General features: G+C 65.1%; 18 protein-coding genes and 1 riboswitch. Of the genes, 5 read left to right on the top strand and 13 right to left on the bottom strand.

Going from position 1 to position 20,895, the window contains the following annotated elements:
- Positions 1 to 2: 2 nt before the first annotated feature.
- Complete coding sequence (locus DFR52_RS19030; protein ID WP_158285002.1) at positions 3 to 1,133, bottom strand: GGDEF domain-containing protein; 1,131 nt, start codon at positions 1,131 to 1,133, stop codon at positions 3 to 5.
- Between the two features lie 148 nt (positions 1,134 to 1,281).
- Positions 1,282 to 2,124 (bottom strand): AAA family ATPase, encoded by an 843-nt coding sequence (locus DFR52_RS19035; protein ID WP_110033607.1) that lies wholly within the window; start codon positions 2,122 to 2,124, stop codon positions 1,282 to 1,284.
- A 165-nt stretch (positions 2,125 to 2,289) separates the two neighbouring features.
- On the opposite strand from DFR52_RS19035, the gene DFR52_RS19040 reads away from it, so the two are divergent.
- Positions 2,290 to 2,661, top strand: coding sequence for a hypothetical protein (locus DFR52_RS19040; protein WP_110033608.1), 372 nt, complete (start codon positions 2,290 to 2,292; stop codon positions 2,659 to 2,661).
- A 41-nt stretch (positions 2,662 to 2,702) separates the two neighbouring features.
- Here DFR52_RS19040 and DFR52_RS19045 read toward each other — a convergent pair whose 3' ends face one another.
- Complete coding sequence (locus DFR52_RS19045) at positions 2,703 to 4,544, bottom strand: ABC-F family ATP-binding cassette domain-containing protein (protein WP_110033609.1); 1,842 nt, start codon at positions 4,542 to 4,544, stop codon at positions 2,703 to 2,705.
- A 2-nt stretch (positions 4,545 to 4,546) separates the two neighbouring features.
- Entirely contained in the window at positions 4,547 to 5,200 is a 654-nt protein-coding gene (locus DFR52_RS19050) for a thiamine diphosphokinase (protein ID WP_110033610.1), read from the bottom strand.
- Positions 5,201 to 5,264: 64 nt separating this feature from the next.
- Positions 5,265 to 5,372, top strand: a riboswitch (TPP riboswitch).
- Between the two features lie 35 nt (positions 5,373 to 5,407).
- Between DFR52_RS19050 and thiB the strand changes: the two genes are divergently transcribed.
- The 4 genes from thiB (at position 5,408) to DFR52_RS19070 (ending at position 10,485) form a co-directional block, all read left to right on the top strand.
- Positions 5,408 to 6,424, top strand: coding sequence for a thiamine ABC transporter substrate binding subunit (gene thiB / locus DFR52_RS19055; protein WP_110033611.1), 1,017 nt, complete (start codon positions 5,408 to 5,410; stop codon positions 6,422 to 6,424).
- Between the two features lie 10 nt (positions 6,425 to 6,434).
- On the top strand, positions 6,435 to 8,051 hold the full coding sequence (locus tag DFR52_RS19060; RefSeq protein ID WP_110033612.1) for a thiamine/thiamine pyrophosphate ABC transporter permease ThiP: 1,617 nt from the start codon (positions 6,435 to 6,437) through the stop codon (positions 8,049 to 8,051).
- Complete coding sequence (locus DFR52_RS19065; protein WP_110033613.1) at positions 8,048 to 8,770, top strand: thiamine ABC transporter ATP-binding protein; 723 nt, start codon at positions 8,048 to 8,050, stop codon at positions 8,768 to 8,770. Before DFR52_RS19060 ends, DFR52_RS19065 begins: the two co-directional genes overlap by 4 nt.
- Positions 8,771 to 9,000: 230 nt before the next feature.
- Positions 9,001 to 10,485 carry a M48 family metalloprotease gene (locus tag DFR52_RS19070; protein ID WP_110033781.1) on the top strand — a complete coding sequence of 495 codons (1,485 nt, stop codon included), beginning with the start codon at positions 9,001 to 9,003 and terminating at the stop codon, positions 10,483 to 10,485.
- Positions 10,486 to 10,839: 354 nt separating this feature from the next.
- Here DFR52_RS19070 and DFR52_RS19075 read toward each other — a convergent pair whose 3' ends face one another.
- From DFR52_RS19075 to DFR52_RS19115, 9 genes are all read right to left on the bottom strand, one after another.
- On the bottom strand, positions 10,840 to 11,703 hold the full coding sequence (locus tag DFR52_RS19075; RefSeq protein WP_110033614.1) for an RNA polymerase factor sigma-32: 864 nt from the start codon (positions 11,701 to 11,703) through the stop codon (positions 10,840 to 10,842).
- Between the two features lie 263 nt (positions 11,704 to 11,966).
- Positions 11,967 to 12,578 carry a CarD family transcriptional regulator gene (locus tag DFR52_RS19080; protein ID WP_245415401.1) on the bottom strand — a complete coding sequence of 204 codons (612 nt, stop codon included), beginning with the start codon at positions 12,576 to 12,578 and terminating at the stop codon, positions 11,967 to 11,969.
- 430 nt (positions 12,579 to 13,008) lie between these two features.
- Positions 13,009 to 13,347 (bottom strand): ferredoxin FdxA, encoded by a 339-nt coding sequence (fdxA, locus tag DFR52_RS19085; protein WP_110033615.1) that lies wholly within the window; start codon positions 13,345 to 13,347, stop codon positions 13,009 to 13,011.
- Between the two features lie 76 nt (positions 13,348 to 13,423).
- Positions 13,424 to 13,819: an RNA-binding S4 domain-containing protein gene (locus tag DFR52_RS19090; protein ID WP_110033616.1), complete on the bottom strand. Its 396-nt coding sequence runs from the start codon at positions 13,817 to 13,819 to the stop codon at positions 13,424 to 13,426.
- 15 nt (positions 13,820 to 13,834) lie between these two features.
- On the bottom strand, positions 13,835 to 16,963 hold the full coding sequence (locus DFR52_RS19095) for a helicase-related protein (RefSeq protein ID WP_110033617.1): 3,129 nt from the start codon (positions 16,961 to 16,963) through the stop codon (positions 13,835 to 13,837).
- Between the two features lie 730 nt (positions 16,964 to 17,693).
- Positions 17,694 to 18,002 carry a hypothetical protein gene (locus DFR52_RS19100; RefSeq protein WP_110033618.1) on the bottom strand — a complete coding sequence of 103 codons (309 nt, stop codon included), beginning with the start codon at positions 18,000 to 18,002 and terminating at the stop codon, positions 17,694 to 17,696.
- 233 nt (positions 18,003 to 18,235) lie between these two features.
- Positions 18,236 to 18,514 (bottom strand): hypothetical protein, encoded by a 279-nt coding sequence (locus DFR52_RS19105; RefSeq protein ID WP_110033619.1) that lies wholly within the window; start codon positions 18,512 to 18,514, stop codon positions 18,236 to 18,238.
- Positions 18,515 to 18,773: 259 nt separating this feature from the next.
- On the bottom strand, positions 18,774 to 19,499 hold the full coding sequence (gene phbB / locus DFR52_RS19110) for an acetoacetyl-CoA reductase (protein WP_110033620.1): 726 nt from the start codon (positions 19,497 to 19,499) through the stop codon (positions 18,774 to 18,776).
- A 22-nt stretch (positions 19,500 to 19,521) separates the two neighbouring features.
- Complete coding sequence (locus DFR52_RS19115; protein ID WP_110033621.1) at positions 19,522 to 20,703, bottom strand: acetyl-CoA C-acetyltransferase; 1,182 nt, start codon at positions 20,701 to 20,703, stop codon at positions 19,522 to 19,524.
- Between the last annotated feature and the right edge of the window lie 192 nt (positions 20,704 to 20,895).

Raw genomic sequence — 20,895 nt, forward strand, 5'->3', positions numbered from 1 at the left:
AATTAGCCAGTTGCCCGGGTCGGGTCAAGAACAAGCATCTCTCCGGGCCCGACCGCCGGCTTCAGCTCCGCCACCCGCACCAGATTGCGCCCGTCCCGTTTCGCCTGGTAGACGGCCGCGTCGACGGCCGCCATGGCGGCGCGAAGGTCGGCATCCGGCGACAGCTCGCAATAGCCGAAGCTCGCCGTCATCTGCAGCGGCCTGCCGCCGGTGGCGATACGCAGCGTTTCCGTGGCGACCCTGAGCCGGGTTGCCGCCAACCTCGTCATCTCGCCGCTCGAGTCCGCCAGGAGCACGCAGAATTCCTCGCCCCCGAGCCGGGTGCAGACAGCCTTCGCGCCCGCCACCCGCTGTATCAGCCCGGCGAAGGCAACGAGAGCCGTGTCGCCAGCGTCGTGCCCGTGCGTGTCGTTGACCTGCTTGAAATGGTCGATATCGCAGATGATCAGGCCGGTCGGCAACGGCGCCGACGCCACGCGCAGCGCCTCGGCGGCAGCCTCGAAGGCCCGCCGATTGAGCAGTCCGGTGAGCGGATCCGTCTCGGCCAATCGGTTGAGCCTGACCAGCACCGCGACGCAATAGCGCGCGAACAGAGCCATGCCGATGCCGATGGCAAACAGCGCATTCGATGTCTGCACGGCCGCGGCGAAATAGGCGCTGCCGAAATTCTCGGGCGTCATCGTCTCGGCGCCCGGCAGATACAGCTGCAGGACGCGCCCGGTGGTCAGCGCGACCTGAACCAGGAAGATCGCGGCGATGACCGCATCGACCCGGTGGCTGCGAAGCCGCCAGGCCTGCAGCCCGCAGATGGCGTAGACAAAGGCCATGAAGGCGTTGGCCGTCGTCACCCGCAGCCAGAACATCGATCCGTCGAAATTCGTGTAGACGATGAGGATCATCGCAACCAGGGCTGCCGATCCGAACAGCAGCCATGGGAAGCTCCGCCGATAGAGCGTGAACACGCCCCAGACGAGCAGGAAATGGCTGAGGAACAGGCAGGACTGGACGATGGAATGATTGGCCATCCGCAGGTCGCCGCCGACCAGCATGATCTGGGCGAAGCCGACAGCGGCGACCACATACGCGCCGGACAGTCTCAGGGCCGAAACCTGCCTTGTGTCAAAGACATACAATGTCAGGAATGCCAGACCTGCGGATACCAATACCGCTGGCCCGAGCCATTGATATGTCAGGTTGGCAATAATCAAGTGCATGCGCCTTTCGCGTTTCCTGTCGCCAACCTGGCACCAAAATGTCGCCAATTCATTACCTTAGCGAAAATTAGCCGCCTCTTTGCCGCGCCAGAAACGCCAGCCGCTCGAACAGGTGCACATCCTGCTCGTTCTTGAGCAGCGCGCCATGCAGTTTTGGCAGCGCACTCTTGGCATCGCCGCGCAGCGTCTCGGGCTCGACATCATCGGCCACCAGCAACCGGATCCAGTCCAGAGCCTCGGACGTGGAAGGCCGCTTCTTCAGACCCGCCGTCTCCCGGATCTCGTAGAACTGCGTCAGTGCCGCCCGCACCAGCGAGGCCTTGATGCCGGGGTAATGCACATCGACGATGCGCTGCAGCGTTTCCATGTCGGGAAAGCGGATGTAGTGGAAGAAGCAGCGCCGCAGAAACGCGTCAGGCAGCTCCTTCTCGTTGTTGGACGTTATGATCACGATGGGCCGCTGCAGCGCCTTCACCGTTTCACCGGTCTCGTAGACGAAGAACTCCATGCGATCGAGTTCCTGCAGCAGATCGTTGGGAAATTCGATGTCGGCCTTGTCCACCTCGTCGATCAGCAGCACGACCTTGCGGTCGGACGCGAAGGCCTCCCACAGCTTTCCCCGCCGGATGTAGTTGGAGATGTCGCTGACCCGGCCGTCGCCGAGCTGGCTGTCGCGCAGCCGGCTGACCGCGTCGTATTCGTACAGGCCCTGCTGCGCCTTGGTGGTCGATTTCACCGACCATTCGATCAGGTCCAGCCCGAGCGAGCCTGCCACCTGGCGGGCCAGCTCGGTCTTGCCGGTGCCCGGCTCGCCCTTGACCAGCAGCGGCCGCTCCAGCGCGATGGCTGCGTTGACCGCGATCGTCAGATCCTTGTCGGCCACATAGGTTTCGGTACCCGTGAATTTCATCTTTGTTCCAACTCTGCCCCGGATCGAACTCAGGATCCTGCTCACCATATCTGCCGCTGCGACGCAACCCGATACCGCCCTCCGATTGCGCCAGATCAAGGCGCGCGATGCCCGGCGACGGCATCATCACCTTGTTTTGAAAGTCACGGTTCGAGGAGACATCGGATGACACTCTACCATATTCGCCTGGAAATGGCCCGCAACAAGGACTTTCCGGAGGGCAATGTGAACCGGGGCTATGACATCACCGCTCCACTGGACGGCGAAGGCCATCTGGATGCCGCGGCCTGGAAGAGAAATCCCGCGGCATCCGCCGTCGTCCGCTTCTGGGATGGCGAGCGCGCCGCCCTCGGCCATCTCGTCCACAACCGCGGCGGCTGGGCGTTCGACTACGATCCGACCACCCTCGCCGACGACGAATCCGGATTTCGGCTCTCAAACCACGTTTTCAGGGCGGGGGAATATCTCTCCATCCGCGACCATGGTGCCGACGAGTTGCACACATTCATCGTCCGCGCCGTCACCCCTGCCGGCTGAGCCGTCAGGCTGGCAGGCGCTTCCGGAACGGATGGTCGCGATCAGTTGCCCTCGACCTGTTCGCGCAGCATCTCGAGTTCCAGCCACTCCGTTTCCGTGGCTTCGAGTTCCCGCTTGAGCTTCTCATGCTGGGCGGCGAGCTTGGCAAAGCCGTCCGGGTCGCGGTTGAACAGCGCGGGATCCGCCATCCTGGCCTCGACTGCGCCGATCTTGTCTTGGATTTCGGCCGACTGCTTGGGCAGTGTCTCCAGCGCGAATTTCTGCTTGTAGGACAGCTTCCGGCCCGACGACGACATCGCCGGCTGCGTCGCGGGCTTCGGCAGCGCGGGAGCCTTGGCGGCATTGCGCGCCGCCGCCTGCTGCTGGCGGACTTCCTTGGCCGCGCCAGCGCGCTGGGTCATCATGTCGGTGTAGCCGCCGGCATAGGCGATCCAGCGTCCGTCGGGCGCCGACGGGTTGGCAAGCGAGAGAACCGATGTCACCGTGCGGTCGAGAAAGTCGCGGTCATGGCTGACCAGGATCACGGTGCCTGGATAGCCCGAAACCAGCTCCTGCAGCAGGTCCAGCGTCTCCATGTCAAGATCGTTCGTCGGCTCGTCGAGCACCAGCAGGTTCGAGGGCCGCGAGAGGATGCGGGCCAGCATCAGCCGGGCCTTTTCGCCGCCCGACAGGTTCCTGATCGGTGTCCGCGCCTGCTCGGGCGCGAACAGGAAGTCCTTCATGTAGCCGGTAACATGCTTCTGCTCGCCATTGACCAGCAGCGTCTCGCCGCGTCCGTCGGTAAGGTAGTGGGCCAGCGTCTCCTCCGGGTTGAGCGAGGCGCGCTTCTGGTCGAGCACCGCCACGTCGAGCTTGGTTCCCTGCCGCACCCAGCCGGAATCGGGCTCGAGTTCCCCGATCAGCATCTTCAGCAGCGTCGTCTTGCCGGCGCCGTTCGGCCCGACCAGGCCGATGCAGTCACCGCGGTTGATGCGCATGGAGAAATCCTCCACCACCGTCTTGCCGTCAAAGCTCTTGTTGATGCCCTCCGCCTCGATCACCAGCTTGCCGGATTCGCGGCCCTCGGCGGTGGTCGCCGAGACCTTGCCCTGGGCGCCCTTGTGGCCGCGGAAATCGCTGCGCAGGTCGTGCAGCTGCGACAGTCGCCGCATGTTGCGCTTGCGCCGGGCGGTCACACCGTAGCGCAACCAGTGCTCCTCGCGCTCGATCTGGCGGCCGAGCTTGTGCTGCTCCATTTCCTCGGCTTCCAGCACCTGGTCGCGCCACTCCTCGAAATGAGCAAATCCGCGATCGAGCCGCCGGGCGATGCCGCGGTCGAGCCAGACGGTGGCCCGGCTGGTGCGCTCGAGAAAGCGCCGGTCATGGGAGATCAGCAGCAGCGCCGAACGGGTGCGCTGCAACTCGCCTTCCAGCCATTCGATTGCCGGCAGGTCGAGATGGTTCGTCGGCTCGTCGAGCAGCAGGATGTCCGGCTCCGGCGCCATCGCCCGCACCAGCGCCGCGCGCCGCGCTTCGCCGCCGGACAGGTTAGCCGGTTCGGCGTCGCCGGAGATCTCCAGGTGGTCGAGCAGATAGGTCACCCGGTGCGGGTCGTCATTGGGTCCCAGACCCGCCTCCGCATAGGCCCGCACACTGGCAAAGCCTTCGAGATCCGGCGCCTGCGGCAGATAGCGGATGGTGGCGGACGGATGCCGGAAGATCTCGCCGGACTGCGGCTCGACCAGGCCGGCGGCAATCTTGAGCAGCGTCGACTTGCCCGAGCCGTTCCGCCCAACCAGGCAGATCCGGTCGCCCGGCTCCACCTGCAGGTCGGCGCCATCGAGCAGCGGCGCACCGCCGAAGGACAGCATGATCTTGTCGAGTTTCAGAATTGGGGGTGCCATGGTCAGACTCCGGAAAAATCATGCGGCCGCGAAATCAGCAAGCCGCGCCCGGCCTTCAGCTGAATGGCGACGTCGCCGGTTGCGGCATTGGACAGGGTCCGCGAGGACCCGAACGGGATCTGCACCCGGTCGAGCGGGTATCTGGCGCCTGCGATGCCGAGGTCGACCAGATCGGACAGGGCAAGGATGGAAAACAGCGATCCGCCGGGCAGCGACAGTCTGGTGACGCCTGCAAGCACCGGCACCGCCTCTTCTTCGCCCGACGACAGCACCACCTCGAAACCGCGTTCGGCCAGCGTCACTGCCTGCAGCATGTGCACCAGCGCATGGTCGGAGCGCTCGCCGGCCAGTGCGCCGATCATGATCAGCCTGCGGGCGCCGCGGCTGATGGCCTCGTTGATGGCGATCTCGCCGTCGGTGAGGTCCTTGGCCGCCGGAAAGGCTTGCCGGGGCACCGCGGACCAGGCCGCTTCGAGCTCGGGAGTCACCGAATCGAAGTCGCCCACCCACAATTCGGGCACGAGGCCGAGGGCCGCCGCATGGCCGATTCCGCCATCGGCGGCAATGGCGCGAGCGCCCGCGACCAGGGCCGTCACGCGGGCGTCCACTTTCAGCCCGCCGCCGAGCAGGATCGCAAATGTTGAGATCTTTTCCATCTGCGACAGCCAATAGCAGCTTTTGCGGAGCTTGCCAGAGCCGCGGAGAAATTCTATCTCTTTGGATGCTCTAACGGGGTGCCCGGTCGCAAGACCGTGCTGAGAGGCAGGTTGCCAACCCGAAGAACCTGATCCGGTTTGTACCGGCGGAGGGATTAGACGCCTGCACAGCGCCTATTTCCTGTTTTTTCAACATAGGAGGCGCATATGCGCAAACCATCACTGTTTTTCCCCCTGTTCACCCTGATCGGCACCGCCGGCCTGGTGCCGCTTGCGGCCCATGCGGATGACCGCACGCTCACCGTTTACACCTATGAGAGTTTCATCGCCGAATGGGGTCCCGGCCCCAAGGTGAAGCAGGCCTTCGAGGCCGATTGCGGATGCAGGCTCGACTGGGTCGGCGTCGCCGACGGCGTGGCGCTGCTCAACCGCCTCAAGCTCGAAGGCGACAAGGCCGCGGCCGGGGTTGTGCTCGGGCTGGACACGAACCTGGTCACCGAAGCCAAGGCCACCAGCCTGTTCGCACCGCACGACATCGATACATCCGCCGTCTCCGTGCCGGGCGGATATGCCGATGATGTCTTCGTGCCCTACGACTACGGCCATTTCGCCGTCGTCTACGACACCCAGGCCATCAAGACGCCGCCGTCGAGCCTGAAGGAACTGGTTGAGGGAGACCCCTCGCAGAAGATCGTCATCGAGGATCCGCGCACCTCGACCCCTGGTCTCGGCCTGCTGCTATGGGTCAAGGCAATCTACGGCGATGATTCCGCCGCAGCCTGGGCCATGCTCAGGGACCGCGTCCTGACCGTGACCCCGGGCTGGTCGGAAGCCTACGGCCTGTTCACCAGCGGCGAGGCGCCGATGGTGCTGTCCTATGTCACCTCGCCGGCCTATCACATGATCGCCGAGGACAGCGACCGCTACCAGGCGGCCAGTTTTTCCGAGGGTCAGTACCTGCAGATCGAGGTGGCCGGCATCCTCAAGGCGGCGCCCGAGCCCGATCTGGCACGGCAGTTCCTGGCCTTCATGCTCACCACCGGCTTCCAGGACACGATTGCCACCAACAACTGGATGATGCCGGCTGCTCCCACCAGCGAGCCGCTGCCCGAGCCTTTCGAGCGGCTGGTCAAGCCGACGAAGGATCTGCTGCTGCCGTCCGACGAGGTGGCGGCCCATCGCAAGGCATGGGTCGATGAATGGCAGGAAGCCATGAGCAAATGAGCCGGGCCCGATGCTGACACCGGCCGAACATCGCGCGGCCCGCCTTGGCGGCTGGTTCGGCATCGGCCTGCTGGCTGCCGCCATCGGAATCCCGGTGGCGGCGCTTCTCGCCGGAAGCACCGGCGCGGGCTTCGGCGTCGACCCCTATCTGCTGCGCATCACCCGCTTCACCCTGCTGCAGGCGGGGTTGTCCACGGCGCTGTCGATCGCGCTTGCCATTCCGCTCGCCCGCGCCCTGGCCCGGCATCCCGCGCTGCCCGGCAGAAGCTTGCTCCTCCGCCTGTTCGCCATCCCGCTCGGACTGCCGCCGTTGGTCGCGGCCCTTGGCCTCATCGTCGTCTGGGGCCGCCAGGGCATCGTCAATGCCGGCCTGCTGCGGCTCGGCGTGGACCAGCCCGTCTCGATCTACGGTCTGTCTGGGATCCTGATGGCGCATGTGTTTTTCAATCTGCCTCTGGCGACCAGGCTGATGCTGATGGGGCTGGAGCGGCTGCCGGCCGAGTACTGGAAGAATGCCGCGATCCTCGGCATGACCCGGGCGAACGTCTTCCGCCTGATTGAATGGCCGGCGATCGCGCAACTCGCCGGCGGAGCGGCCGGCCTGGTGTTCATGCTCTGCGTCACCTCGTTCACGCTGGTACTGGTGCTCGGCGGCGGGCCGGCGGCCACGACGCTGGAGGTGGCCATCTACCAGGCCCTGCGCTTCGACTTCGATCCGCCGCGCGCCGTCCTGCTGGCGCTGGTGCAGATCGCGCTGACCTCGGCGGTGCTGATCGCCCTGCGTGTGCTGAAGTCACCCGCCGAGGAAGCACCGCAACTGGGCCTGTCGCCGGCCCGACCGGATGTTGCCCCGGGCCTTCCCGCCCTGGCCGATCGTGTGCTGATCCTGGCCTCCGCCCTGTTCGTGATTGCCCCGCTGGCCGCCACGCTGGTGGCGGGACTGCGCGCGGATCTTGTCCGGATCCTGACGGACGCGCTGCTCTGGCGGGCGATCCTCACCAGTCTCGCGGTAGCAGCCGCCGCCGCGGCGACATCGACGATGCTTGCCCTGCTGCTCGTGCGGGCGCGCCATTCCGTGGCCGAATCGCAAACCGCGTTTGCCGGTCGCATCCTCTCCTGGCTGGCCGGCATTGCGGGCTCGCTGGTCCTTCTGGCTCCGCCGGTGGTCATGGGCGCCGGCTGGTTCCTGCTTCTGTCCGGCGCCACCCGCGCCCTGGCGCTGCCGCTGATGATCATCGTGCTCATCAACGCCATGATGGCGCTGCCTTTCGTCATCCGCGTCATCGAACCCGCGCACCGGACCGCCATGAGCCGAAACGGTCGCCTGTGCCTTTCCCTCGGCGTGACCGGCATCAACCGCCTGCGCCGGGTCGATCTTCCCGCCCTCGCCAGGCCGCTGGCCACCGCGTTCGCCTTCGCCATGGCGCTGTCGCTCGGCGATCTCGGCGCCGTCGCCCTCTTCGGCGGCGATCGCATTGTCACCCTGCCCTGGCTGCTGCTGCAGAAGATGGGCAGCTATCGCACCGCGGACGCGGCCGGAATCGCCCTCATCCTTGCCGTTCTCTGCATGGGGCTGATGGCACTTTCCGACCGCACCGGCGCCGGCCGCGAGGCCGCCAGGCCATGAACGCTTCAGCCATCGAACTGCGCCATGTCACCCACGCGCTCGGGAACGCCGGAGTGGCTTTTTCCTTCAGCCGCGAGACGGGGAGCGTCACGGCGGTCCTCGGGCCCTCCGGCGCCGGCAAGTCGACCTTGCTCAATCTGATCGCCGGCTTCCTTGCCCCTGACCAGGGCCAGGTGTTCGTCAACGGGCGCGACGTCACCGCGCTTCCGCCTGCCGGTCGCGGCGTCTCGATGGTCTTCCAGGACAACAACCTGTTTGCCCATCTCGACATCCGCACCAACATCGCTCTCGGTCTCGATCCGGCCCTGCGGCTGGGCAGGGCCGAGAATGCGGTGATCGAGGCGGCGATGGAGCGCGTCGGGCTGGCCGGTTTCGGCCGCCGCAAGCCAGGCACCCTGTCCGGCGGCGAGCGCCAGCGCGTCGCGCTCGCCCGCGCCTTCGCCCGCCGCAAGCCGCTGCTGCTGCTCGACGAGCCGTTTGACGGGCTCGGACCGGGACTGGCGGCAGAGATGTTGTCCCTGATGCTGGAAATACGCGCCGAAGTCGGCGCCACGGTGCTCATGGTCACCCATGAACCCGCCGAGGCGCGTGCGGCGGCCGACCGGGTTCTGTTCGTCGACCGCGGGCGCATTGCCGCCGACGCGCCGCTGGCAGGCTTTTTCGAGCGCAGCGACATCCCGGCGCTGCGCCACTATCTCGGCTCCGGTGCGCCCGACTGAGCGCTTGCCGGCAGCGAGGGACCTGACGACAAGGGGGCAAATGTGGTGCGAATGACGCCGTTGTGCGGCACCGCCACAATTTGGTCGCCGGACGATGCCACTGGATCGCCTGTCTGAATCACGCTAGACAGGCTGATCTGACGCCGACGATCACCTTTGAGCTGCCGGGCGCCCACCGGAACCGGCTGAACCAGTTTCCGGATACCATGCCGCAAATCTCCGCGCTTGACATGCCATCGCCGTCCCCGCGCTTCCGCCGCGTCCACGCGCCTGCGACGCTGCTGGTGGTCGGGATGCTCCTGGCAGGCTGCCAGACGCTCGGGTCGGATGTGTATCTGGCGACCGTGAAGCCGTCGGATTCGCCGCAGACCGCCGAGCGTGCCGGGCAGGCGGATCCGCGGACCCGCATCGGCGCGTCCGAACACCCGCGCATCCTGGCAAGCTACGGGGGCGAGTACCGCGACGAGCGGACGGAGAAGCTGCTTGCCCGCATTGTCGGCGCCCTCACCGTCGTGTCGGAGAATCCGCAGCAGGCCTACCGGATCACGGTGCTCAATTCTCCCGCCGTCAACGCCTTCGCGCTGCCGGGCGGCTATCTCTATGTCACCCGCGGTCTGCTGGCTCTGGCCAACGACGCCTCCGAGGTCGCGGCCGTGCTCGCCCACGAGATGGCGCATGTGACGGCAAACCACGGCATCGAACGGCGCCAGCGCGAACAGGCCGAGGCGCTCAACGACCGCGTCGCCTCCGAAGTTCTCACCGACGGCCTGACCGGCAAGCAGGCCATTGCCCGCGGCAAGCTGCGGCTGGCGGCGTTTTCGCGCAATCAGGAACTGCAGGCCGACGTGATCGGCGTGCGGATGCTTGGCCAGGCCGGCTACGATCCCTATGCCGCCGCCAGGTTTCTGGAATCCATGGATGCCTACAGCCACTTCACCTCGGTCGATGCCTCGGCCGACCAGAGCCTCGACTTCCTCTCCAGTCACCCCAATGCACCGCAGCGGGTCGAACTGGCGCGCAGCCATGCCCGCGCCTTCGGGCCGGAAGGCTCGGTGGACCGCGGACGGGACTATTATCTCGACGGCATCAATGGACTTCTTTACGGCGACAGCCCCAAGGAGGGCTATGTCCGCGGCAAGGAGTTCCTGCATCCGGTTCTCGGCGTGCGCTTCGAAGTGCCGGAGGGCTTCCGCATCGACAACAAGGCCGAGGCAGTCCTTGCGACCGGCCCCGGCGACATCGCCATCCGGTTTGACGGGGTGACCGAAGCGTCCAGCCGCGATCTTGTCGCCTATATCGGCAGCGGCTGGGTCAGCGGGCTGGTGCCGGGATCCGTCAGGGAAACGACGATCGGCGGCCTGCCCGCCGCCACGGCGCGGGCCAGCGCCGACCAGTGGGATTTCGACATCTCCGTGGTCAAGGTCAAGGACCGAATCTATCGCTTCCTGACCGCCGCCCCCAACGGCTCCGCAGCGCTGACGCCCACCGCCGACGCGGTGCGTTCGAGCTTCCGGCAGCTGACGGCCGGAGAGATGCAGTCGCTGCAGCCACTGCGCATCCGCATCCTGGTTTCCGCCGCCAACGACACGGTCGCAAGTCTTTCGGCGCGCATGCGCGGCACCGACAGAAAGGCCGAACTCTTCCGATTGATCAACGCGATGGGGCCGAACTCCGTGGTCCGGCCAGGCGACCGGCTCAAGTTCATATCGGAGTGAACAGCCGGCCGGACGTTGGGGCACTTCCAGATGAAGCGACTTTCACTTTGTCATTCGAACAATGTGACAGATCAAGAATTCGGAGTGCTTCGACGGCAGCGGTGTCGGTCGGTTAGACTGGCGACGCCCCTTGAACGCGCGGTTCGATGGCGGCACGTCTGTCCACGCTGCCAGTTTCTGGAACAGTCGGGGCGGTTGAAATCACAGCTCGCGGCTCCGGCGGACAGTTGACGCTTCAAGCGCCGGCCGTGTCTAAAGCACATCGCGTGAATTCAGATTCACGCGATGTGCTTTACCTCTTTGTTTATCCATGTCGTGGTCCCGAAACCGCTGCACACTTTCGGGCGACATGCATTAGAGGCCGGCGATTTCCGGTGTCTCGCGCATCAGCACGGTTCTCAGCTTCTCGAGCGCACGGGTCTCGATCTGCCGGACGCGCTCCTTGGAGATGCCGAGGGATTCGCCCAGCGATTCAAGCGTCGCGCCGTCCTCGGCCAGGCGCCGTTCCCGGATGATCCGCAGTTCGCGCGGATTGAGCGTATCGAGCGCATTTCCCAGCCAGGAATGGCGCCGCTCCTCGTCGATCATCGTGGAGACCTGTTCATCGGGCAAGGGTGCCTCGCTCCTGAGGAAGTCCATCCGTTCCGAGGATGCGCCGCTCTCGCCGTCGGCGACGGGTGCGTCCAGCGACGAATCCGATCCCGACAGGCGCGCGGCCATCACGGCGACATCCTTGGCATGGACACCCAGCGCATTGGCGATCTGGCTGTGGATGGCGCTGTCGGGCAGGTCCGGATCGGCCTGCGCCATGCGGGCGCGCAGACGCCGGAGATTGAAGAACAGGGATTTCTGGCCCGAACTCGTGCCGCCGCGAACGATCGACCAGTTGCGCAGAATGTAATCCTGCACCGAGGCCCGGATCCACCAGGTGGCATAGGTCGAGAACCGAACCTCGCGGTCGGGCTCGAAGCGAGCAGCAGCCTGCAGCAGGCCGACATGACCCTCCTGGATCAGATCATTGAGCGGCAGGCCGAAATTCCTGAACTTCGACGCCATCGAGATCACCAGCCGCATATGCGACATGGTAATCTTGTGCAGCGCAGCCTGGTCGTGGTTGTCCTTCCAGCGAACGGCGAGTGCGTGCTCCTCGTCGCGTTCGAGATAGGGGGCGGCCATTGCCGCACGCACCATCTGCCGGTCTGCCGAAACTGCTTTCATGGCACTCTCCAATTGCTGGATCGGTCCGGGCACGTCGAAAAACCCGCAGACCAGCTGTCGACTCAATGTCGGGCGACACGCCTTTCACGCCGGCTTGCGGGCCACAGCCTGATCGCGGATCATAGGAGGAACGAAACCCGCCGGGAAAAGTTTCACCCCCGCGATCACGAAGTGGAGAGCACTCGGCTCCATACTGAGCAATGCGAACGCAAAAAGCCCGGCCGAAGCCGGGCTTGAGCGTCTGCTTCGAAATCACAACCCGATCAGGCTGCCTCTTCCTGGGCGTTCGATGGCGAGTCGGCGCCTTCAGCGCCGGCGTCTGCAACTGCCTCTTCCTCGCCCGGCTTGCCGCGCTTCGGACCCTTGTTGAGATGGGTCTCGACGAGGCGAACCGATTCGGTATCGGAGAGCTTGTTGACGGCTGCGATTTCCCGGGCCATCCGGTCCAGTGCCGCCTCATAGAGCTGGCGCTCGGAATAGGACTGCTCTGGCTGGTTCTCGGCGCGGTACAGGTCGCGCACCACTTCCGCGATCGAGATCAGATCGCCGGAATTGATCTTCGCATCATATTCCTGCGCACGGCGCGACCACATGGTGCGCTTGATGCGGGCCCGGCCCTGAACGACCTTGAGTGCGCGTTCGACATAATCGGTTTCCGAAAGCTTGCGCATGCCGATGGAGGACGCCTTGGCGACCGGCACCTTCAACCGCATCTTGTCTTTTTCGAAATCGATGACGAAAAGCTCGAGCTTGTGGCCGGCCACTTCCTGCTCTTCGATGGTCACGATCTGACCGACGCCGTGCGCCGGATAGACAATGGATTCACCGGTCCGGAAACCATGGCGCTGGGAAGACTTTTTTTGCTGGATCGTCATGCGTTACAAAACTCCCTGTTAAGGTAGCGGATCTGGCGTTCCGGTTTGCCCGGACAGATCCGTCAGCGCCCTAAAGCGCTACTCTGCTGACAACGCCACAGGAAAGCCAAACGGAACACTGCCGCCGGAGTGTCACTCCGGGCTGACAGCGCGAATGCTGCATGGATCGTGGCTGCCGCATTGATGGGGACGTTATCCGTTTTGCTTATTTTTCGCCCTGACGGCGCCTTGGAATTTGTCAGATGTCAAATGTGTAACACAAAATATAGCAGAAATCAATGATTTGCGCACGAGCAAGCAATGAGCGAATGCAACGGCCCGCAAAGTGGCCAGCCCGAACCGCTGAAGAGGGCGATTGGTCGCGCGAACCCCGCTCTCATGGCCATCGATCCGCGGTGGGCCGATCAATTGCCGGTTGCGCCGTTGGCTGTCAATCGCCTTCGCCAGGCTCAGGCGAGAAGTATTTCTCGAATTTGCCCGACTGGCCGTCAAACTCTTTGGCATCGCCAGGCGCATCACGCTTGATGGTGATGTTGGGCCACTTGTCGGCGAACTCGGTGTTGACTTCAAGCCATTTCTCGAGGCCCGGCTCGGTGTCGGGCTTGATCGCATCGGCGGGGCATTCGGGCTCGCAAACGCCGCAATCGATGCACTCGTCCGGATGAATGACGAGCATGTTCTCGCCTTCATAGAAGCAATCCACCGGGCAAACTTCGACGCAATCCATATACTTGCAACGGATGCAGTTGTCGGTCACCACATAGGTCATTCATGCCTCCTGGCGGTCATTCAAACATTTTCGCGTGAGGTAGCGATTTTGTCCCGCATTGGCAAGGCAATCGAATCTAATCGTCCGCCCTGCTCATTCGAAACCTGTCGATCTCGCGCCGATTGCGCTTTGTCGGGCGTCCGGCGCCCGCTTCCCGCTCGCCGACCACAGCTGGACTCTCGGCCTTGGCCGGGGCAGGCGGAGACAGATCCTCATAGAGCATCTGCGCTTCGCTGGCCGGTCCGCGGCGGCTGCCGCCATCGGCGATCTTCAACACCAGGATGCGCCGCTCCAGCGAAATCGTCAGCACGTCGCCGATCTTGACGATCTGACTGGGCAGGCTGATCTTGTCTCGGTTGAGCCGGACATGACCGGAGGCGACGAACTTTCCCGCCAGGGTGCGCGATTTTGCCACACGGGCAAAAAACAGCCACTTGTCGATCCGTTGCCGTTCCGTGGCCGCCCCTGTCATTCCGGGCCGCCGCGGCTACTTCTTCAACTGGTCGCGAAGCGCGGCCAGTGCAGCGAAGGGCGAATCCGGATCGTATGGCTTGTCCTTGCGGACCGGACGCTCGTCGCGCTTGCCCTGATCGTCGCGCTTGCCGTGATCATCGCGTTTGGGACGATCGTCCCGCTGGCCGTCCTTGCCCCTGCGCGGACCGCCCTTGGCGCCGTCGGGTGCGCCGTCCCGCGGTGCGCCGCGTCCGCCGCCACGGTTCGGACCGCGGCCCTTACCACGTTGGTCGCCACGCCCCGCCGGACGTCCGCCGTCCTGCGGGACCGCCTCTCCGGCAACGGCATCGGCGACGGACTGTCCGTCACCGCGCGGTGTCCGGCCTTCCCCACCCGGCGCCCGCGCGCCGCGATTTGCGTCGGAACGGCCGCGCTGGCCATCGGGCCGTCCGCCAGGACGCCACAACAGCACCGGACGCGGAGCCTCGGGCTCCTCTGCCTCTGCGGTTTCGGGCACCGCGGTGTCGGCGTCGCCGGCAACACTGCCGGCGGACGGGGCGGTCGACGCCGCCTCGGGCTTTTGCGGACGCTCGGCGGCGGTGCGGGTGACCACGACCTCCACGACCGGACCCTCCTGCTTGTCACCGTCCTTGGCGCGCTGCGCCTCGTCCAGGTCGGCAAGATGCCTGGCGGCCTCTTCGGCGACCACGGCGTCAGCGCGGTAGCCCAGGCCCTTGAGAATTTCCTCGATGTCGTCCTGGGTGGCGCCGAGGATCGAGAGCATGCCGGTCGTGGTGATGAAGCGCTTGCCGTCATAGGCGGCTTCGGGCCGCGGGCCGCTGCCGGGAGTCCACTGCAGGGCGGGGCGGATCAGGTCGGCGAGCCGCTCGAGGATGTCGACGCGCACGGCGCGTTTGCCCAGGAAGCGGAAACCCGCCAGCCGGTAGAATTCGCGATCGATCCCTGGATCGGTCGCCACCGACGTGCGGCCGGCGGCAAGCAGCGGCGTGACGTCGCCGTAGCCGGACCTGTTCAGCCCGTCATTGGCCAGCGACCACAGCAGGGTGACCAGTTCGGCCGGCGCAGGCTTGAGCAGGGCCGGCATGAAGACGTGATAGGCGCCGAAGCGGATGCCGTATTTGCGCAGGCTGGCGCGCGCGGCCTGATCCAGGTCGCGGATCATCTCTGTGACATCGCGCCGGAACAGGATGCCGAGGCTTTCCGCCAGCCGGAAGGCGAGGCCCCTGGCCAGTCCATCCAGATCCTCGGCCCGCGTCAGATCGTCGAGCGGCTTGAGCACCGTGGCGATATGGTGATTGACGAAGCGGTCGATGCGCGCGGTGACGACTTCGCGCGCATGGCCGGTCAGCTGATCGTCGGCCAGCAGGATCGCACGCGGCTTGAGCACATGGTCTCCCGATACCAGCCGGGCGACAGGATCGCCGAGCCAGCGCACGGTCGCATCCGAGCCGATGGCAAAATCGGAATTGCCCGACGCATGCAGCCGGGCGGCCCGCGCTTCGAACTCCAGCGCCAGCGCCTTCTGGGCGGCGGCAATCACCGCCTTGGCGTCGGGACCCTCCGCCGCCTGGTCTGGGATGAACCGGAATCCGGCCAGCTGGCCGACATTGTGGCCTTCGACGAACACGTCGCCGTTTACGCTAATTTCTGCTTCAAGCATCGTATTCTCTCTCAGGCGCTTCATGAGCACAGATGTCCTGCGGTCAACGAAGCGTTTCGTCAACCTTTCATGCAGTGCATCGGACAAACGGTCCTCGATTTCGCGAGTCTTTTCTTGCCAGTGTGTCGGATCGGCAAGCCATTGCGGGCGGTTTGATATGTAGGTCCAGGTGCGGATCTGCGATATGCGGGCAGACAGGGTGTCGATCTCGCCGTCCGTCGAGTCGGTCCGGCGCACCTGTTCGGCCAGAAAATCCTCGCTGACCGCACCATGGCGGACGAGATCTCCATAGATCGTGGCGATCAGGTCCGCATGCTGCGCGGGCGCGATCCGGCGATAGTCCGGCAGGGCGCAGACATCCCACAACAGCTCCACCGCCTTCGCACCGGTGGCGAGATCGCGGACTTCGAAATCGCTGGCCAGATGCTCGAGGGCGCGCTGGTCGACCGAGGGCAGGCTGCGGGTGAGGCCCTGCACGGCCGGCACCCGGTCGAGGCTTTCCTGCAACGCGGTGAGGCTGGAAAAGTCGAGCTGCTTCGTGCGCCATTGCAGGATCTTGACCGGATCGAAGGTGTGGCTCTCGAGCCGCTTGACGAGTTCGTCGCCCATCGGATCGACGCGGCCGGTAACGCCGAAGGTGCCGTCGCGCAGATGGCGGCCGGCCCGGCCCGCGATCTGGCCGAATTCGGATGGCGTCAGCGGCCGATAATGGAAACCGTCGAATTTGCGCTCATGCGCAAACGCCACGTGATCGACGTCGAGATTGAGGCCCATGCCGATGGCGTCGGTGGCGACGAGATAATCGACATCGCCGTTCTGGTAGAGTTCGACCTGGGCGTTGCGCGTGCGCGGGCTCAGCGCGCCCAGCACAACGGCCGCACCGCCGCGTTGCCGCCGCACCAGCTCTGCGATGGCATAGACCTCGTCGGCCGAGAACGCCACGATCGCCGAGCGCCGGGGCAGCCGCGAGATCTTCTTCGACCCGGCATAGAGCAGCTGCGAAAGCCGCGGCCGCTCGATGATCAGCACGCCGGGGAGGAGGCGCTCGAGAATGCCGCGCATGGTGGCCGAGCCGAGCAGCAGCGTCTCCTCCCGGCCCCGCAGGGACAGGATCCTGTCGGTGAACACATGTCCGCGCTCAAGATCGCCGGCGATCTGCACCTCGTCGATGGCGACAAAGGCGACATCGGCGCGGCGCGGCATCGCCTCCACGGTGCACACCGAGTAGCGCGCGCCCGGCGGCGAGATCTTTTCCTCGCCGGTGACCAGCGACACATGGTCGACGCCGACCTTGGCCACGACGCGGCTGTAGACTTCGCGCGCCAGAAGCCTCAGCGGCAAGCCGATGACCCCGGAGGAATGCGCCACCATGCGCTCGATGGCATAGTGGGTCTTGCCGGTATTGGTAGGCCCCAGCACGGCGGTGACACCTCGGCCCGACAGGATCAGAGGCTCTATGGCGATTTTGCTGGAAATGGGCATCGGGTCCGGGGCGGAAGTGGCATGGCGGCGTTTCGGGCAAGATGCCTGCAAAGCAGAAGAATGCGCCCGCATCGTGATCAGGCAGAACAGCAGTGGTCAAGCCGCCCCGCCCTGCTTCCGCTCTAGCACATACCGGGCGGAGTGACAGTCGGAAAAGCGGCCGTCCTTCAACGCCTGCATTAACGGTTGGAACAGCGCCGGAACGAATCGGCGACGAATCGCCGACTCTGCAATGTTTTCTTTTTGTTCACCGCTAAATCTTGCCTGTCCGCGCACGCACACCCACCAGATGCTGAATCGCGCGCCGCCACCAAAATCCGATTCGGCCAGCCTTCGTTAACCTCTGACGCCCGCGGCGCGATCCGGTGCGGAGGTGGGCGCCAGGTGAGAAAGCAAAAACTGATATTTTAACCATTCTAAATATTTACCTAACGCATCCTGTGGTATTTGGCAGGCCTCCGTTAACTTCCGGAACAGCGGTGGAACGAATCGGCGACGAATCACAGACCTGCGAAAGTTGCGGATTTGTTCTCAACCAGATGTACCGTTCCGAACCGGCGCGGCGACAAGATGCAGACCTGCGTCCCGGACCGGCAGAAGACTTCGTCGCGAAATCGGCCCGTCTGTTAACCAATGCCGCCTCGGGCGGCTCTCTCCGACCCGCCGCCGCGCGCCCGGGCGTTAACCTTTGCCGGGACGGGCAGGCCGAATTTCGCTTGCATTTTAGTGATCACGTTAACGTTTGGAACAGCGCCGGAACGAAGCGGCTACGAATCATCGACCTCCACAGGTTGGTGCTTTGTTCACCGCTGCATCTGGGCTTTTCGGCGTCACCGGGCACCAGATACAGCACCGGCGCGGCGACGGCGGCCTCGAAGTCGCCCCTGCCGTTAACCTTTGGCCCGGAGAGCTTGCGCAGCGACCGCCAGTCCCCCGCGGCGGGGCGAGCGCGCACGTCGGTTCGACGAACGCGCACCGGAAGCCTGGTCCAGCTGCCATAGCGGTTGTGGATCGGTCCGCGCGGCAGGCACAGCCCCATGAGAAACAGGACGGCCAGAACGCCCGCCGTCCTTTGCAGAAGTGTTGCGCCTGCGACCAGGGATCGGAGGCACCTTCCGTGACCATCTCACGAAGGACCCCGCCGGATAGCGGGCGCAATCGTCTTTGCGCCGGGTGTCGTCGACGTCGTGGGGGTTGCCGGTGAAGGCGATGTGCAAGATCGGACGCCCGGCCCTGCGCCGTCTGGCGAGGAACTGGCCGGTGGCCAAGACTTCATCTGTCGAATGGGCACCCCCGGTTCGGCATTGCCGCCGCCGGCGGGCACAGGGAGCACCACGTCCCGAGCAGGATCTGCTTGATGATGATGAGAGTGACCGACACCAGGGCGAGAGGCACGACGATGATGCCGAACAGGACGACGAGCGACGGCAAGTCTTGCCCGGGCCGCGACCCGTCGGCGCATGTCGCCGATCCGTCGAGGCCATCTCCGAAATTGTGCGGGCCTGCTTCCGAATTTTCACGATATCTTAAGAGATTCAAATAATTGCGCATCAGACAATGCGGCAGGACCACAGCCCGTTAACTTCCGGAACGGCTGAAGAACGAACCGGCGACGAATCACCGACCTGCCATCGTTGGCGCTTTGTTCCGTACCAGATCTGGCCGGCGCGCGCGGCCCGGCCACAAGCCGTGGCGGCGGGCGGCAGTGCGGGACTGCGAATCAGCCGGCAAAGGTTAACGCTGGCGCCTCGCCAACAGGATCAAGAGGGCGGCTCCCGGAGGGGCCGCCCTGACCGTGGCGCGCGGCACCTCAGCTGAAGAACTGGCCGCCATTGGCGGAGATGGTCGAGCCGGTGATGAAGCCGGCCTCATCGGCGGCCAGGAACACGACGGTGCGGGCGATCTCCGAGGGCTCGCCCAGGCGGCCGACGGGAATTTGCGGGATGATGCGCTCGTTGAGGACCTTCTCGTCGATGGCGCGCACCATGTCCGTGCCGATATAGCCCGGGCAGATGGCGTTGACCGTGATGCCGGCGCGCGCGCCCTCCTGGGCCAGGGCCCGGGTGAAGCCGATATCGCCGGCCTTGGCGGCGGAGTAGTTGACCTGGCCCGCCTGGCCCTTCTGCCCGTTGATCGACGAGATGTTGATGACCCGACCGAACTTGCGGTCACGCATCCCGCTCCAGACGGGATGCGTCATGTTGTAGAGCCCGGTGAGGTTGGTGTTGATCACCTCGCCCCACATCTGCGGCGTCATCTTGTGGAACATGGCGTCGCGGGTGATGCCGGCATTGTTGATCAGGACCGCGACCGGCCCGAGATCCGCCTCCACCTGCGCGACCCCCGCCACGCAGGCCTCGTAATCGGCGACGGACCATTTGTAGGCCTTGATGCCGGTTTCGGCGGTGAACTTCGCCGCCGCCTCGTCATTGCCGGCATAATTGGCCGCAACCGTGTAGCCCGCATTCCTGAGCGCGATCGATATCGCCTCCCCGATGCCCCGGGTCCCTCCCGTGACCAGTGCCACCTTGCTCATGCTGTCCTCCCTCTGCGTTTTGTTAGTCCCGCTCGATGCACATGGCCACGCCCATGCCGCCTCCGATGCACAGCGTCGCCAGACCCTTCTTTGCGCCACGGCGCTTCATTTCAAACAGCAGCGTGTTGAGAATGCGCGCGCCCGAGGCGCCGATCGGATGGCCGATGGCAATGGCGCCGCCATTGACGTTGACGATCGACGTGTCCCAGCCGAGATCCTTGTTCACTGCACAGGCCTGTGCCGCAAACGCCTCGTTGGCCTCCACCAGATCGAGATCGCCGACGGTCCAGCCGGCCCGCTCGAGCGCCTTGCGCGAAGACGGGATCGGGCCGGTGCCCATGATCTTGGGATCAACGCCGGCCGTCGCCCAGGAGACGATGCGCGCCAGCGGTTCGATGCCGCGCCTGGCGGCCTCGTCTGCACTCATCAGCACCACCGCGGCCGCGCCGTCATTGAGCCCCGACGCATTGGCGGCGGTCACCGTGCCTTCCTTGTCGAAGGCCGGACGCAGCTTGCCGACGCCTTCGAGCGTGGTGCCGGCCTTGATGTATTCGTCCTGGTCGACAATCGTGTCGCCCTTGCGACCCTTGATCGTGAAGGCGACGATTTCGTCGGCAAACTTGCCGGCCTTCTGGGCGGCCTCCGCCTTGTTCTGGGAACTGACGGCGAACTGGTCCTGGTCGTCGCGCGACAGCTGCCACTGCTTGGCAACGTTCTCCGCTGTCGTGCCCATGTGGTAGCCATAGAATGCATCCGTGAGGCCGTCCTTGATCATGGTGTCGACCATCTTCAGGTCGCCCATTTTCACACCGCCTCGCAGATGCGCACAATGCGGAGCCATCGACATAGATTCCTGGCCGCCGGCGACAATGATCTTGGCGTCGCCGGTTGCAATCTGCTGCATGCCCAGCGCCACCGCGCGCAAGCCGGAACCGCAGAGCTGGTTGAGGCCCCAGGCAGTGGCCTCCTGCGGAATGCCTGCAGCCATCGCCGCCTGGCGCGCCGGGTTTTGGCCCTCGCCGGCCGACAGCACCTGGCCCATGATCACCTCGTCGACATCGGCGGCATCGACGCCCGCGCGTTCGAGCGCGCCGCGGATGGCAGCGGCGCCCAGCTCATGCGCGGGAACATTGGAAAAAACTCCGTTGAAGGAGCCGACCGCCGTGCGGGCGGCGCTGGCGATGACGATTGCAGGAGAGCTCATGAAGGTGTCCTCGATGGTCGTGGGAATTTGGTCTGAAGGTGACTGAGCTTGGATGCCTTGTCAAACGCCTGCAGCTGCGTGAATGGCACCATATCGGTTGAAACCGGCCCCAATCAGGCGGAATTCCGGCCTTATTGCGCTGCCATCGCCGCATTGCACAAAGGATTTGTCATCCGGCCGGGTTTTCGCCTA

This window comes from Hoeflea marina (genome assembly GCF_003182275.1).
Classification (GTDB): Bacteria; Pseudomonadota; Alphaproteobacteria; order Rhizobiales; family Rhizobiaceae; genus Hoeflea; species Hoeflea marina.

Excerpts from the sequence above, each read along its gene's own strand:
- DFR52_RS19045 (WP_110033609.1), bottom strand. The coding sequence starts at position 4,544 with ATGGCACCCCCAATTCTGAAACTCGACAAGATCATGCTGTCCTTCGGC.
- DFR52_RS19060 (WP_110033612.1), top strand. The coding sequence starts at position 6,435 with ATGCTGACACCGGCCGAACATCGCGCGGCCCGCCTTGGCGGCTGGTTC.
- DFR52_RS19040 (WP_110033608.1), top strand. The coding sequence starts at position 2,290 with ATGACACTCTACCATATTCGCCTGGAAATGGCCCGCAACAAGGACTTT.
- DFR52_RS19095 (WP_110033617.1), bottom strand. The coding sequence starts at position 16,963 with ATGCCCATTTCCAGCAAAATCGCCATAGAGCCTCTGATCCTGTCGGGC.
- DFR52_RS19100 (WP_110033618.1), bottom strand. The coding sequence starts at position 18,002 with ATGGGGCTGTGCCTGCCGCGCGGACCGATCCACAACCGCTATGGCAGC.
- DFR52_RS19050 (WP_110033610.1), bottom strand. The coding sequence starts at position 5,200 with ATGGAAAAGATCTCAACATTTGCGATCCTGCTCGGCGGCGGGCTGAAA.
- DFR52_RS19070 (WP_110033781.1), top strand. The coding sequence starts at position 9,001 with ATGCCATCGCCGTCCCCGCGCTTCCGCCGCGTCCACGCGCCTGCGACG.
- DFR52_RS19115 (WP_110033621.1), bottom strand. The coding sequence starts at position 20,703 with ATGAGCTCTCCTGCAATCGTCATCGCCAGCGCCGCCCGCACGGCGGTC.
- DFR52_RS19035 (WP_110033607.1), bottom strand. The coding sequence starts at position 2,124 with ATGAAATTCACGGGTACCGAAACCTATGTGGCCGACAAGGATCTGACG.
- DFR52_RS19065 (WP_110033613.1), top strand. The coding sequence starts at position 8,048 with ATGAACGCTTCAGCCATCGAACTGCGCCATGTCACCCACGCGCTCGGG.
- DFR52_RS19075 (WP_110033614.1), bottom strand. The coding sequence starts at position 11,703 with ATGAAAGCAGTTTCGGCAGACCGGCAGATGGTGCGTGCGGCAATGGCC.
- DFR52_RS19080 (WP_245415401.1), bottom strand. The coding sequence starts at position 12,578 with ATGACGATCCAGCAAAAAAAGTCTTCCCAGCGCCATGGTTTCCGGACC.
- DFR52_RS19090 (WP_110033616.1), bottom strand. The coding sequence starts at position 13,819 with ATGACAGGGGCGGCCACGGAACGGCAACGGATCGACAAGTGGCTGTTT.
- phbB (WP_110033620.1), bottom strand. The coding sequence starts at position 19,499 with ATGAGCAAGGTGGCACTGGTCACGGGAGGGACCCGGGGCATCGGGGAG.
- thiB (WP_110033611.1), top strand. The coding sequence starts at position 5,408 with ATGCGCAAACCATCACTGTTTTTCCCCCTGTTCACCCTGATCGGCACC.
- DFR52_RS19105 (WP_110033619.1), bottom strand. The coding sequence starts at position 18,514 with ATGCGCAATTATTTGAATCTCTTAAGATATCGTGAAAATTCGGAAGCA.
- fdxA (WP_110033615.1), bottom strand. The coding sequence starts at position 13,347 with ATGACCTATGTGGTGACCGACAACTGCATCCGTTGCAAGTATATGGAT.